Raw genomic sequence first — 12,951 nt, 5'->3', positions numbered from 1 at the left:
CACCAGATTCAGTTATAACTCGTCCACCATCCCGGATACCTTACCCAACGAGGACGACTATACGCGGGCGCTGTCCCTTTCCCGTCTGGCTTACGATCTTGAAAACCTGATCAGTCCGGCTCTGGCCGGCATGCTGTTGTTGGTTGCCAGTTGGCAGGGGCTGTTTTCAGGCACGGTGGTTGGCTTCATAGCATCAGCGTTGCTCGTCGTATCGGTGGCTCTGCCTTCTGGCTCCGCGCCGGAGAAGCGCCGGGGTATCTACGAACGCGCCCGTCGTGGGTTTCGCATCTTTTTGGCCACACCGCGCCTTCGGGGATTGATAGCGCTGAATGTGGTGGTCAGCATGGCCGGCTCCATGGTGATCGTGAACACCGTAGTGATCGTGCAGGGTGGTTTTGGCCTGACCGATCAGCACACGGCCATGGCTTTTGCGGCATTCGGCGCGGGTTCCATGCTGGCGGCACTGGCGCTGCCCGCGCTGCTCAAACGCTGGAAGGACCGTCCGGTGATGCTGGCAGGGGCTTGGGTGTTGCTCGGCGGCTTGGGCGCGGCGTGGTTTGCTGACAGCCTCTACATGCTGATGCCAGTCTGGGCGCTGCTTGGTGTTGGATTCTCAACGGTTCAGACACCCATAGGTCGTTTGCTCACCCAGTCTTCTCATGGCGAAGACCGCCCAGCGCTTTTTGCCGCCCAGTTTTCGCTGTCTCACGCCGGCTGGCTGATTGCCTATCCGCTGGCGGGATGGCTTGGCTCATCTGCCGGCATTCAGCCAACGCTGATGGTGTTGGCGGTTCTGGGACTCGTCTTCCTGATTGCAGCCAGCCGACTGTGGCCCGCCGATGATCCATTGGTGATTGCCCATAGTCATCATGACCTGCCGCGCGAGCACCCGCACAGAACTGAATCGGGAGCGGAGCATTCCCACCGGTATGTGATTGATGAGCTGCATCCGCGGTGGCCGGGTTAAATGACTTCGTCGCCTTTAGGCGTCAAGCTGATGGAAATGTGCCCTAAGATCAACTCCAACTCGATTCAGGAATCCTCCTGAATAAGAGCAACGAGGTCATGTCGAATTTCTTCCCTACTCAAATCGGGCCGCATTAAGAGGCGGGGGTTACCTTCGCGATCAAATACATAAATCGCGCTGCTGTGTGACACCGCATAATTTCCATCGGGGTCAGGTTCGTCATAACCGAAGGTTGTTCTATATCGTTTTGCCAGTTCACGAAGCTGGGGTTCTTTTCCAGTGAGTCCTACAATATTGTCACCGAAGAAATCCACGTATTTTGCGAGACGCTCAGGCGTGTCACGTTTCGGATCGACACTCACGAACAAAGTGAGTACTTCATCCTGAAGCTTCGGGTCCAGGCCACTGGTTGCCTGATTGAGCTTTTGCAGGGCAGTTGGGCAAACATCGGGGCACGAGGTGAACCCGAAAAACAGCATTCTCACGCGGCCACTGTAATCATCGCCAGATACCGACTCGCCCTGGCTATTGATCAGGTCGAATTCCAGTTTAGGCATCAAGCCACTGATGTTTTTGCCGTTCCAGTCTTCCTCGTCATTTCCAAGGCAACCAGTCAGCAATAGGGATGCTATCAGCGTTAAGGTCGCCGATATGATTTTGGAGCGCTGTCGCCAGAAGCGAGTTCTCATGACGCTGTTTCCTCAAGTTGTTTGGATTGGTTGGTATATTTTCCGTCCTGATGCATGGCTCGCCGGAGCATCAGAAGAATGCCAAGGATGCTCATCATGGCCGGAGGGATATAGGTCAGCATGCCGCCAAGAAGCTGGTCGACTTCCGGGTCCAGCGGCCAGGCCCTGCCACAGACTTCGTAAACGTCGTAGACCATGTCACGTGAGAACACGATCCACGCCCCAAGAAACATCTGAAGCACACCTGCGGCAGCCAGAACCAACATGCGTCTGCCATACCCCAGCGATGAGGTGATCGCAGGCGGTCGCGGGTCGAAGATCAACCACCAGAACAGCAGGCCATCCAGTAACATGCTCCAGTTCATGACCCAGTACAGGTCCCGGCTGAGCATGGCGTCGAAATGGATTGATGGCCACAGCCAGAAATAAATGAGCCCGACAAACAGGAATAGGGCGATGAAGGGTTGTTGCAGGACCTGATAAACCCAACCCAAAGGCCGGAGCGTGCGCTTCCAGCCCGAGCTGATTTTTTCAAACCAGAACCGCATGACCGGCAAGGGATTGGAAAGCGCGATCAGGATAGGCCCGATGTGATGAAGAATCAGGTGCTGGCCCCGATGGACGAAGAACATGTATTGAGCGTAGTAATCGAAGCGGGTCTGCATCACCGCATAACAGATCAGCACCCCCAGGGTGAAAGCAAAAATCCGCAGCGCGCCAGGCCGATCCTGATCCGGCATCCGAAGCAGTCCGATGCCATAGAACCCCATCACGAGCATGTAGCTCAGCACGGTCAGCGGCGAGAAATCGTAGGGCAGAAGGTAGTCAAGCAGTGACATAGAGTTGCCGGTTCTGGTGTTGTTATTTCGATAACTCTACCTTGGACGTCACCAGATCGTACAGTTCCTGAGGCCCCAGCCGGTTCAACTTTTCTCCGTTGACGTAGAAGGTTGGAGTTCCGGAAATTCCAACCGATTTAACGTCCGCAGCATCCTGTTGAATAATGCCGTCAATTTCGGGCGAGTTCATACCGGCTCGAGCGGCTTCTACATTCAACCCGGCTGACTCCGCCGCGTCCCATGCTGCGGTGACACCGGGGTCGTCATGCCACTGGGGCTGGGCTTCCATGACAGCGTCAAGCACCGGCTCGTAGGCCCCCTGTTCGCGGGCGGTTTCCAGAATTCTGACGGCCTCTTCCGAGCCTTTGTGAAACAGCACGTAGCGCAATACCAGGCGCACTTTGTCTGGGTAGGCCGCCATAATCTGTTTCACATAAGGGTACATGGCGCGACAGCCTTCGCAGGATGGGTCGAAGAACTCGACAATGGTTACCTGAGCGCCCTCAGGGCCGACAACGGGGGAGTAATCCCTCACCAGTGGCGTTTTTCCAACAACGGCGGGTTCATTAGTGCCCTGAGAACGATCGTAATAAACAAAAGCGGCCGCGAAGATAACCAGACAAATAAGAACAAGACTGATGACCAGGGTTCGGGTTCGCACGTGAGATCTCCATATTTTTAGTTTGATTAAATTGGCGTCAGACCTTTTCAGGTGTTCGGTAGCAGCCGACCAGGCACCCACCGCAGATAAAGCATCATTCCAAACAGTTCCACCAGGGACTGCACGACAATCACTACAACGGCCGCAGCCCACGCCTCTGGCATTGAAAGTGCCAAAGGTAAAACCACGAAGGAGTTGCGTGTTCCAAGGCTGAAGGTGACGGTGCGACCGGTTTCCACCGGTAATCGAAAGACCCAGCGCAGAGCCTTTCCAACCAGAGCCGCGGATAGAAGATAGGCCGGGAACACAATCATCAAGGGCCAGATGAGTGGGCCGGTACTGTCGATCTGGCTGACCTGTGTCATTGTGATGACAAAAAGTACGACTGTAAGCAGAGGGACCGGAATCAGGCCCATGAAGCGAATGAACCCGGTGGCTTTTCTGGAGTTTTCGGCCCGTTTTTCAGTCAGAAATGCGAGGATAAGCGGGACAATAATCAGCCCGACAAAGGCCGGCGGGAGATGTCGCCCAAGCTCCAGATTTAAATCGAATTGACTGCCCACAAAAAGCCAGAGGTAGAGCGGCAGAAGAGCCAGTTGAGCAATCAACAGAACCGGCGTTGCCGCAATGGCTCGGGTGCTCTGGCACTCCTCCACCCTGTCGCCGAGGGAAGAGGTCCATCCGGCAATGAGGTCGGAAAAAACAGCGATGAGGTAGGCCCAGACCTGATGGCGTTCAATTACGTCTCGCATAAGGTGTTCGTAACCGTGTGGCATGTCGGCCATTCGCAGCCGATCTGCCACACGGCACCCTTTTCAGCAGCCCTGCTAGCCATGGCCATAAGTATGGGCATCTTTGTGACTGTGATCAGGGTGCTCAAACTCCAATGTTGAATGAGTGATGCTGAATTCGTTTTCCAAAGTTCGTTTTATCCCGTCCTTGACTTTCTCAAGTTCATTCCAGGCACTTATCTCGACCACCACATGGGCGTCGAGGGAGGCATCATGCTCACCCATCTGCCAGAAATGTACGTGGTGAAGGTCGATAACGCCTTCTACGTTTGATACAGCCTCAATGACCGAATCTGTGTCAATATCCACAGGACTTCCCAGCATGAGTGTTCGGATGGTTCCGCCGATTTCCGTCAGGCCCAGGTAGAGAATGTAGCTGGCGATACCAATTGTGATTGCGGGATCAACCCAGCGCATGTCGTACAGGAGAATCAGGGCACCGCCTACAACGACTGCGATTGATGCAAACGCATCAGACAAGTTGTGTAAAAACAACGCACGAATATTAACGCTGCCCTTCTGCATAGAGTAGGTCAGCAGCGCGGTCAGCGCGTCCACCACCAGTGCGACAATGCCAAGCCAGATTACCCACCATCCCTTGATTTCCGTCGGCTCAATGAATCGCATGGTACCTTCGTAGATCAGGTAGAGGCCTATCATGATCAGGGTGGTGTAGTTTATGAGTGCCGCAACGATCTCAATTCTCCCATAGCCAAAGGTCATCTTTGAGTCGGCCGGGCGGCGTGCAATTTTCCGGGCAGCAAAAGCGATAACCAGCGATGCCATGTCTGAAAAGTTATGTATAGCGTCGGCGATCAACGCCAGGCTACCGGCGAAGATCCCGCCCGCGATCTGGGCGACAGTCAGGATGCCATTCGCCCAGATGGCTACTGCAACTCGCTTGTCCTTGGTATCCGGTGACATGTGAGCATGCTCGTGGCCCATTATTTTCTCCTTGTTCGGTAGTTGTTCATTTCGTGTTGTTTCCGGCACTTTTTTCGGCCCTGAAGCCCGTGACAAAAATCATGGTCACACCCAGGACTATGAAGACGTCGGCAAGATTGAACGCCGGCCAGTGCCAGCCCCCGCCATCGGCAAAGAGACTGAAGGCCGCGGCCCTATTTCAAAGATGCACCCTGTTAAAAAATAGGGTGATTTGCCACACTATTCATTCCGGTCGATACTCATATTCACGTTTCTGGTGCTCGTTCGAATAACGCTATTTAAAACTCTGTAGTAACTATAGAGTCAATGTTTAGCCTATGCTTGGATATGGGCCCCTTAACCAGCGCACGTTCAAGTGTCACCACTTGACCCTGTATTAGCTGCTGGGCCGAAGCTTTCGGTATCAATTGGCCGCCGGGATCTTTATCGGGCAACGGCAATTCCTGCGGCGATTACTTGTGAGTCTCTTGTGAAAGATTCTGGCACACCTCCGGGCTTTGGATATCTGGGTGAGTGGGCCAGCCAGGATCAGAGATTCCTCAGTAAGCTCCGCGAGGACGGATTCTGGGATCAGAAGTACTGTACGGGCCTGGCGGAACGGGGGCTCCGGTGCAGATATTCGGTTTTAGCTGATCGTACTCGAAGCCCTGGGGACGTCGACTGTCACGCAAAGTCCGTGTTCTTTGGCGCGTGAGAAATGGAGGCTTCCACCATAACGTTCCACAATTTCCCGAACAATCGCCAGCCCAAGGCCATGGCCGGGCGTTTGCTCATCCAGCCGCAATCCCCGTTGACCCAGCTTGCCGATTTCAGTCTCAATGACGCCTGGCCCATCGTCTGAAACGCCGATCTGCAGATTTCCGGAGTGTTGAACGAGTGACAGTTCCACGCATCGTTCTGACCATTTGCCTGCGTTGTCCAGGAGATTGCCCATGATTTCATTCAGGTCGTGTTCCTCAATCGGCCAGCGAGCGTCCTCCGGCAGGGAGCTCGACAGTTCAAAAGACTTTTCCGGGTATAGCCGCCCCAGCATCCAGAGTAGGTCCCGCGCCTGTTTCAGCGGGTAAGCGCTTTTTCCAACTTGCGGCCCTGCAAAGCGACTTCGGCGCATCTCGGCTTCAAGCTGTTTGTCGATGTCATTGAGTCTCGCGGTCATTTGAAGGCGGAGATCGTTGGAGAGCGGACGACTGGTGTCCTCAAGAATCTGCCGGACGGCCGCAATGGGTGTTTTCACGCTGTGAGAGAGGTTTGCCAGCGCATCCCTTGAGCGTTCCAGGCGTTGATCCAGCGAGTCGAGCAACTGGTTGAGCTGCTGGACCAGCGGTCGAAACTCCTCAGGCGCCTGAACATGAATCCGCGAGACCTTGCCATCCTGAAGTCGCTTAAGCGTGGCTCTTAGCTCGACAACGGGGCGCATGGACAGATTGATACCGAACCAGATTACAACGACCAAAAGCAGAATCAGCAGAATAGAGACGATGGCTGTCCACGCGTGCAATTCTGCCTGGCTGCGTTTCAGGGCGCCTAGATCCTCGGACACGATTACTATAATAGGGGTGTCGCCCACCAGGAACGACTTTCGATACGCGAGAATGTCCTTTGGCCCATCGACGGTATCCGCATCCTGCACACGACGGGTTCCATCTTCTGCTGATTCAATTAAGGACGTTAACACCGGCGCCCAGGAATCCGGGGAAATAACGGTTGAAGAAGGAGAATGTATGGCAAAGGCGTGGTGAAACACCTCCTGAAAGTAGTCGCCGGTCTGGAGATCATCCAATTGACCGCCAGAGTCGCGAATCTGGTGTTCCAGAAAGGCGACCTCATCCTTAAGTCGTGTCGCAACGAATTCCCGGGACATCCGGTCCAGTAACAAGCCGTGAACCAGCCATGCAAGCCCCATTAACGCAATGCCGGCAGGCAGTAGTAATAAAAGCAAAGTTCCTTTGACGGATTTGGGCTTGCTAAACAGTGTCATTGAACAGATACCCCTGGCCGCGACGGGTAGAAATGGTGTCGTTGCCTACCAGTTTTCGCAATCTGCGGATGTAGGCTTCGATTACGTTCTCATTCGGGGTGTCGTTCAGGTTGTATAGCTGGTCCATTAACTGCTCTTTTGAAAATACATGACCGGGACGGCTCATCAGACAGCGCAGCAGGCGGAATTCCGTACCCGTGAGGCTGTATTCTTTGCCATCGTCGGATTTCAGGCTCTGGCGATTCTCATCCAGTTCGTAGCGTCCGGCTTTTACCACGGAATGAATGCGCCCTTCGCTTCGACGCACAATGGCGTTAAGCCGGGCGATCAACTCCTCAGTCTGGAAAGGTTTTGCCAGGTAATCGTCTGCTCCCGCTTTCAGTCCTTCTACTTTGTCGTGCCAGTCGCCCCTTGCCGTAAGGATTAGCACCGGAAAGCCGATCTGGTGTTTTCTCCACGTCCTTAAAACGTTCAACCCATTGCCGTCTGGCAGACCAAGATCAAGAACAACCGCGCGATAATCTTCCTGCTCGCCCAGAATCGCGGCTTCTCTGGCCGTATGGGTTGTATCAACGCTGAATCCCGCCTTTTCAAGCTGACGACCTAAACCGTCTGCCAGCAATCGGTCGTCTTCAACGAGTAGTAATCGCATCGCGGTGCCCTTTCTCTGAGTCAAGAGTGTATCGAGTGTCGCCGATCAACCTGAATTCATCCTGAACGACAAAATAGTTGGATATTTTCAGTAAGAATTCAGGTTAGTGCGCGATGGTGTTCTTCCTATTTTGGCATTGCTCTATGTTCAGGGCTAACCAGCGCCGGCTTTGCCGGTCAGTATGACAAAGGAGAAGACAAGATGAACGCATCCAAGTTGATTGTTGCAGCCGCCGCCATGTCGATGTCGGCAGTGACCCTCGCCGGTGGTGCTCATGGCGGTGGCCATGGCGCCAGCAGCGGCGAACCGGGTAAAGCCTCCGAAGCCAGTCGCACTATCACGGTGGAAATGTACGATAATTACTACGAGCCGGAAGAAATCACTGTTGAGCCCGGCGAAACCGTGCGCTTTGTGGTGAAGAACGAAGGTAGTCTCGTTCACGAGTTCAATATTGGCACCCCCTCCATGCACGAAGGCCATCAGAAAGAAATGATGATGATGGTCGAGCATGGTGTGATTCAGGGCGGCAAGCTCAACCAGGACATGATGAGCATGGACATGGGCAATGGTAAGACCATGAAGCATGATGACCCCAACAGCGTGTTGCTTGAGCCCGGGCAGAGCAAGGAAGTTGTGTGGAAGTTTACGGAAAAAGGTGACATTGAGTTTGCCTGTAACGTGCCAGGCCATTACGAGTCAGGAATGTACGGTGACGTAAATTTCGAATAATACAGTGCGCTGAGTACCGAACGAATGCAGGGGCTGGTGATGGCTTCCCAGCCCAGCTCCAACGAAATGCAGTTTGGAGCAAAACAGATGAAAACACGCTTTTTGACAGGATTTTTGAGCCTGCTGATGCCAGCCATGGTTTTGGCCGGTGAGTACGACCTTACGGTCGACCGGGTAAAAATTGATACCGGCGATTTCGTGAAGGAAGGTATTGGATACAACGGCGCATCTCCGGGACCGGTGATGCGCTTCAAGGAAGGCGAAAACGTCAGGATCAACGTGACCAACAATCTGGATGAGATGACGTCCATTCACTGGCACGGTCTGATCCTTCCTTTCGATCAGGACGGAGTACCAGGTATCAGTTTCCCGGGCATCAAGCCGGGTGAAACCTTTACTTACGAATTTCCCATCCAGCAAGCGGGCACCTACTGGTTCCACAGCCACTCTGGTTTTCAGGAGCCGGATGGCGCCTACGGTTCCATCGTTATCGAACCCGAGGGGCGTGAACCGTTCCGTTACGACCGCGAATACGTCGTCCAATTGACCGACAAACACCCGCATTCCGGTGATCGCATCATGCGCAACCTGAAAATGATGACTGATTATTACAACCGCGATCAGCAGACCGTGGGCGAGTTTTTCTCGGATGTGTCCGAGAACGGTTTTATGAACACAGTTCGGGATCGCATGGCCTGGGGTGGCATGCGCATGATGAAAGCAGACGTCGAAGACGTGCATGGCTTTACGGGCCTGATCAATGGCAAAGGGCCGGACCAGAACTGGACCGGACTCTTTGAGCCGGGTGAGCGGATCCGGCTGCGATTCATCAACTCCTCTGCGATGACCTACTTCGACATCCGGATTCCCGGTCTGGACATGACGGTTGTCCAGGCTGACGGCAACAATGTTCAGCCGGTCAGTGTGGACGAGTTCCGGATCGGTGTAGCGGAAACCTACGATGTGATCGTGCGCCCGAAAGATGAGCAGGCTTATACCATTTTTGCTGAATCCATGGGACGGTCAGGCTATGCAAGGGCTACGCTGGCCCCCGAAATGGGTATGGAAGGGTCCGTGCCACCAATGCGTGAACCAGCGCGCCTGACCATGGCTGATATGGGGGGCATGCCTGGCATGGACCATGGCAGCATGGCAGGCATGGATCACGGAAACATGGATATGGGTGACTCGGGTGACATGTCCGGGATGGATCATTCCTCGATGGAGGGGATGGACCACTCCAACATGGACAGCATGGATCATTCCAATATGGAAGGTATGGATCATTCCAGCATGAAAGATATGGATCATTCGGGCATGTCTGGCATGTCCGGCATGTCTGGCATGGACCATGGTTCCATGGCGATGGGGAAAGAAGAAGCAAACGATCCTTTCTACGCCAAGGGCAGTGGCCTCATGCCCAAAGCTGCTAATGGCGGTAAATTCCTGTCTTACGCTGACCTCAAGGCTCAGGATCCTTTGTATGAAGACCGCGAACCGACCCGGGAGATCGAGCTTCGCCTGACCGGCAATATGGAGCGTTACACCTGGAGCATTAATGGCGTCAAGTATGAAGACGCCGATCCGATTCGTCTCAAATACGGTGAGCGGGTCCGCTTCAAATTTGTCAACGAAACCATGATGACTCACCCCATGCACCTGCACGGTATGTGGTCCATCCTTGATGTTGGCGCAGGCCAGTGGAACCCGATCAAGCACACCGTTAGCGTGAACCCGGGCACTACGGTGTACATGGAAACCGAGGTTGATGAGCCAGGCCAGTGGGCGTTCCACTGTCACCTGTCCTACCACGCGGCCGCTGGTATGTTCCGTAAGGTGATTGTTGAAGGTGGGCCAGAGTCGCCGCAGGCCAAAACAGACGTGATTGCTGAAGATGGAGGTGAGGCATGAGCTGTATTCGATCACTTGTCGCGGTCAGTTTCCTTGCCTCTGCTGGTTTCTCAACGGCGGTGACAGCTCAGGAAATGATCTCCGACACCACTGCTCGCAAGCAGCCGCTCAAAACCTGGGGTGTTCAGTTCGAGGAGTTTGAATACCGCTACAGCGACGATAACGAGGAACTGGGCGTCTGGAACGCGGATGCTTTTTATGGCACCGACGAGTTTAAAGTCCGCTTGCTCACAACCGGGGAGTACGAGATCGAGGAGCAGGCCTACGAAACACTGGAAAACCAGTTGGTCGGCCAGATCCCCATCTCCAGGTTTTTCGACGCCAAAGCGGGTGTGCGTTTCGATACGCCCGAAGGGCCGGACCGTACGTATGCCGTTCTCGGTGTCGCCGGGCTGGCACCCCAATGGTTTGAGATCGATGCAAATCTGTATGTGAGCAATGAAGGTGAGACGTCCGCTGAGCTGGATGCGGAGTATGAATTATTACTCACCAATTATTGGATCCTCGGGGCGACACTGGATGCGACGGTCGCATTCAGTGAGGATCGTGAAATTGGCGTTGGTAAAGGGCTGGTTTCCACGGAAACCGGCCTCAGGGTGCGTTATGATCTGGTTGACCGGGCATTCTCGCCATACTTGGGCGTGGTGCATGAGCGTAAGTATGGTGATACGGCGGACTTTGCGCAGGCAGACGGCGGTGGTAGAGAAGACTGGTTTGCCGTGATTGGTGCTCGTATCGTGTTCTGACCGTGGTGTCTTGGGCCAGGGTCTTCCCCTGGCTTTTTTTTCAGGATTTGATGTAGGTCAAATGTTCGAAATGCCCCGTCAGATTTCGGTGGCATGTCAGGTTTTTGAATAAGAGTATCAGGAGAGCGAATGAGCAGGGAGCAGGACCGAACCACTCGCTATCAGGAGGGGAGTCTCACACTCACGGGAACCGTTATGCTGGGTACCGGGGTGATGATTGGTGCCGGTATCTTCGCTTTGACCGGGCAGATGGCACAGATGACGGGCACTCTGTTTCCATTGGCGTTTCTGGCCGCGGCGATAATCGTCAGTTTCAGCTCCTATTCCTACATCAAGATTTCAAATGCATACCCCTCCGCCGGCGGTATCGGTATGTACTTGCACAAAGCATACGGTGATCGGTTGCCGACGGCTTTCAACGCGTTGCTGATGTACTTCTCGATGGTAATTGCCCAGAGCTTCCTGGCCCGAACCTTTGGATCTTACACCATGCAACTGTTCGGTGGCGATGAAAGCGGCCGAATGGTGCCGATTCTTGGCGTAGCCCTCATTATGGCAGCGTTTCTGATCAATCTACTCGGCAACCGGATGATTCAGAGCGTAGCGTCTTTCATAGGCGTGTTAAAGATTGGAGGCATACTGATTTTCGGAATTGTGGGTATCTGGATTACTGATAACCTCGCAGTAGACTTTTCAGGCACGGGCGAAGCCGGAGCAACGGGTAATTTTCTGGGTGCGACGGCGCTGGGAATACTGGCCTTCAAGGGTTTTACCACGATTACCAACAGTGGCTCCGAGGTAATCGACCCCAAACGGAATGTGGGGCGGGCGATCATTATTTCCATCGCGGCCTGCGTAGTGATTTATACCCTGGTGGGTTTTGCGGTTGCCAGCAATCTGTCGCTGGGTGAAATCATTGAAACGCAGAACTATTCGCTTGCGGCCGCAGCGCGTCCGGCGTTGGGCGAGTATGCGGTCTGGTTCACGGTGGCGATTGCTATGACGGCCACCGCCGGTGGCATTCTGGCCAGCATTTTCGCCGTCTCGCGTATGTTGGCCATGCTGACTGAAATGAAGCTGGTTCCTCACCGTCATTTCGGTATGCCTGGCAGTATCCAGAAGCACACGTTGGTTTACACGGTGGTTCTCGGGCTCGTTCTGACGGCGTTTTTTGACCTCTCACGGATTGCCGCTCTGGGCATTGTGTTCTATTTGGTAATGGATATTGCCATTCACTGGGGAGTTCTTTGTCATTTGCGCGACGATGTGAAGGCAAAGGCGTGGGTGCCAGCGATTGCTATCGTCCTGGATTTGCTCGTACTCGTGGGTTTCGTCTGGGTCAAACTGAATAGTGATCCGTTTGTTATTGGCGTGGCGGTAATTACGATGATTGTTATCGTCGCAGCAGAGCATATTTTTCTGAAGAAGTTTCTGCGCTCGGAACATGAAGAATCGCATGTCCGTGATCACCACTAATCGGCGATAACTGGATCGTTGAGCTTTTTGTAACCCTGTGATAGGACTAGACGCCAGCGTTGATGTGACACCAATTGTTGAACGAAAGCGGGAGGGATCAGGATGAAAGCAAATAGCTTTAGACTATTCGTGTTTTTGTTGTTTTTACAAGCGCCATATTTACAGGCTGATGAGATTCTCTCGGGCGAAGATGTTGCCAATGTCGTCGTCGGAAACACGGTGCAAATGGTATTTCGGGATGCCCAAGACAATTTTCGCACTCGAACCTTTCATGAGTACTATGATCCCGATGGGTCGATCTATGGAATGACCAAGTATCGTGAACAACAGGGAAACCTTACCCATTATATTGGAAGATGGGAGGTGAAAGACGGTAAATTTTGCACATCTGTCTACGGTCGCAACTATTCCTGTAACAAGATAAAGCCTTTGTCTGGCAATAATTTCGAATTGGTCAATGAGGGAGGCGAGATCAGGAATGTTAAATTATACGAAGGGAAGCATCACGGACTGGAGTAGGGTACCCGGGAATTATTTTCATCGGGCATCCTGGCAAGAGAGTGAGGG

General features: G+C 53.6%; 13 protein-coding genes and 1 pseudogene. 6 read left to right on the top strand and 8 right to left on the bottom strand.

The window, feature by feature from the left end; translation table 11 throughout:
* Window positions 1–967: MFS transporter (locus B2590_RS08660; RefSeq protein WP_286809879.1), on the top strand; the 967-nt coding region annotated here is incomplete at its 5' end.
* Window positions 968–1,032: 65 nt separating this feature from the next.
* Here the strand turns inward: B2590_RS08660 and B2590_RS08655 are convergent.
* The 8 genes and pseudogenes from B2590_RS08655 to B2590_RS08620 all read right to left on the bottom strand — a co-directional run bounded on the left by B2590_RS08655 (window position 1,033) and on the right by B2590_RS08620 (window position 7,522).
* Window positions 1,033–1,656 (bottom strand): SCO family protein, encoded by a 624-nt coding sequence (locus B2590_RS08655; RefSeq protein ID WP_199446735.1) that lies wholly within the window; start codon window positions 1,654–1,656, stop codon window positions 1,033–1,035.
* Window positions 1,653–2,495: a cytochrome c oxidase assembly protein gene (locus tag B2590_RS08650; protein ID WP_199446736.1), complete on the bottom strand. Its 843-nt coding sequence runs from the start codon at window positions 2,493–2,495 to the stop codon at window positions 1,653–1,655. The genes B2590_RS08655 and B2590_RS08650 overlap by 4 nt, the downstream gene beginning before the upstream one ends.
* A 22-nt stretch (window positions 2,496–2,517) precedes the next feature.
* Window positions 2,518–3,156, bottom strand: coding sequence for a DsbA family protein (locus B2590_RS08645; RefSeq protein WP_286809880.1), 639 nt, complete (start codon window positions 3,154–3,156; stop codon window positions 2,518–2,520).
* A 47-nt stretch (window positions 3,157–3,203) separates the two neighbouring features.
* Complete coding sequence (locus B2590_RS08640; protein WP_286809881.1) at window positions 3,204–3,908, bottom strand: hypothetical protein; 705 nt, start codon at window positions 3,906–3,908, stop codon at window positions 3,204–3,206.
* Between the two features lie 75 nt (window positions 3,909–3,983).
* A complete protein-coding gene (locus tag B2590_RS08635; protein ID WP_036206197.1) occupies window positions 3,984–4,892 on the bottom strand; it encodes a cation diffusion facilitator family transporter in 909 nt (302 codons plus the stop codon).
* A 25-nt stretch (window positions 4,893–4,917) separates the two neighbouring features.
* A pseudogene (locus B2590_RS19255) lies at window positions 4,918–4,998 on the bottom strand (signal peptidase II); the annotation flags it as partial.
* Window positions 4,999–5,517: 519 nt separating this feature from the next.
* Window positions 5,518–6,870, bottom strand: coding sequence for a sensor histidine kinase (locus tag B2590_RS08625; protein ID WP_036206199.1), 1,353 nt, complete (start codon window positions 6,868–6,870; stop codon window positions 5,518–5,520).
* Window positions 6,857–7,522 carry a response regulator transcription factor gene (locus tag B2590_RS08620; RefSeq protein ID WP_036206201.1) on the bottom strand — a complete coding sequence of 222 codons (666 nt, stop codon included), beginning with the start codon at window positions 7,520–7,522 and terminating at the stop codon, window positions 6,857–6,859. The genes B2590_RS08625 and B2590_RS08620 overlap by 14 nt, the downstream gene beginning before the upstream one ends.
* Before the next feature lie 201 nt (window positions 7,523–7,723).
* Here B2590_RS08620 and B2590_RS08615 point away from each other — a divergent pair, with 201 nt between their 5' ends.
* From B2590_RS08615 to B2590_RS08595, 5 genes are all read left to right on the top strand, one after another.
* Window positions 7,724–8,251, top strand: a complete 528-nt coding sequence (locus tag B2590_RS08615; RefSeq protein ID WP_036206204.1) for a cupredoxin domain-containing protein — start codon at window positions 7,724–7,726, stop codon at window positions 8,249–8,251.
* A gap of 87 nt (window positions 8,252–8,338) precedes the next feature.
* Complete coding sequence (locus tag B2590_RS08610) at window positions 8,339–10,162, top strand: copper resistance system multicopper oxidase (protein ID WP_036206918.1); 1,824 nt, start codon at window positions 8,339–8,341, stop codon at window positions 10,160–10,162.
* The gene (locus B2590_RS08605) at window positions 10,159–10,908 is read left to right on the top strand and encodes a copper resistance protein B (RefSeq protein WP_036206219.1); all 750 of its coding nucleotides are present in this window, start codon (window positions 10,159–10,161) and stop codon (window positions 10,906–10,908) included. Before B2590_RS08610 ends, B2590_RS08605 begins: the two co-directional genes overlap by 4 nt.
* Window positions 10,909–11,037: 129 nt before the next feature.
* The gene (locus tag B2590_RS08600; RefSeq protein ID WP_036206222.1) at window positions 11,038–12,384 is read left to right on the top strand and encodes an APC family permease; all 1,347 of its coding nucleotides are present in this window, start codon (window positions 11,038–11,040) and stop codon (window positions 12,382–12,384) included.
* A gap of 102 nt (window positions 12,385–12,486) precedes the next feature.
* Window positions 12,487–12,903 (top strand): hypothetical protein, encoded by a 417-nt coding sequence (locus B2590_RS08595; protein WP_036206225.1) that lies wholly within the window; start codon window positions 12,487–12,489, stop codon window positions 12,901–12,903.
* Window positions 12,904–12,951 lie beyond the last annotated feature (48 nt).

The organism is Marinobacter sp. UBA3604, from assembly GCF_002375325.1.
Classification (GTDB): domain Bacteria; phylum Pseudomonadota; class Gammaproteobacteria; order Pseudomonadales; family Oleiphilaceae; genus Marinobacter; species Marinobacter salarius.
The sequence above is the reverse complement of the archived record's forward strand: the minus strand, read 5'-3'. Positions and strand labels throughout refer to the sequence as shown.

Excerpts from the sequence above, each read along its gene's own strand:
- B2590_RS08615 (WP_036206204.1), top strand. The coding sequence starts at position 7,724 with ATGAACGCATCCAAGTTGATTGTTGCAGCCGCCGCCATGTCGATGTCG.
- B2590_RS08605 (WP_036206219.1), top strand. The coding sequence starts at position 10,159 with ATGAGCTGTATTCGATCACTTGTCGCGGTCAGTTTCCTTGCCTCTGCT.
- B2590_RS08600 (WP_036206222.1), top strand. The coding sequence starts at position 11,038 with ATGAGCAGGGAGCAGGACCGAACCACTCGCTATCAGGAGGGGAGTCTC.
- B2590_RS08610 (WP_036206918.1), top strand. The coding sequence starts at position 8,339 with ATGAAAACACGCTTTTTGACAGGATTTTTGAGCCTGCTGATGCCAGCC.
- B2590_RS08625 (WP_036206199.1), bottom strand. The coding sequence starts at position 6,870 with ATGACACTGTTTAGCAAGCCCAAATCCGTCAAAGGAACTTTGCTTTTA.
- B2590_RS08650 (WP_199446736.1), bottom strand. The coding sequence starts at position 2,495 with ATGTCACTGCTTGACTACCTTCTGCCCTACGATTTCTCGCCGCTGACC.
- B2590_RS08635 (WP_036206197.1), bottom strand. The coding sequence starts at position 4,892 with ATGGGCCACGAGCATGCTCACATGTCACCGGATACCAAGGACAAGCGA.
- B2590_RS08620 (WP_036206201.1), bottom strand. The coding sequence starts at position 7,522 with ATGCGATTACTACTCGTTGAAGACGACCGATTGCTGGCAGACGGTTTA.
- B2590_RS08640 (WP_286809881.1), bottom strand. The coding sequence starts at position 3,908 with ATGCGAGACGTAATTGAACGCCATCAGGTCTGGGCCTACCTCATCGCT.
- B2590_RS08595 (WP_036206225.1), top strand. The coding sequence starts at position 12,487 with ATGAAAGCAAATAGCTTTAGACTATTCGTGTTTTTGTTGTTTTTACAA.
- B2590_RS08655 (WP_199446735.1), bottom strand. The coding sequence starts at position 1,656 with ATGAGAACTCGCTTCTGGCGACAGCGCTCCAAAATCATATCGGCGACC.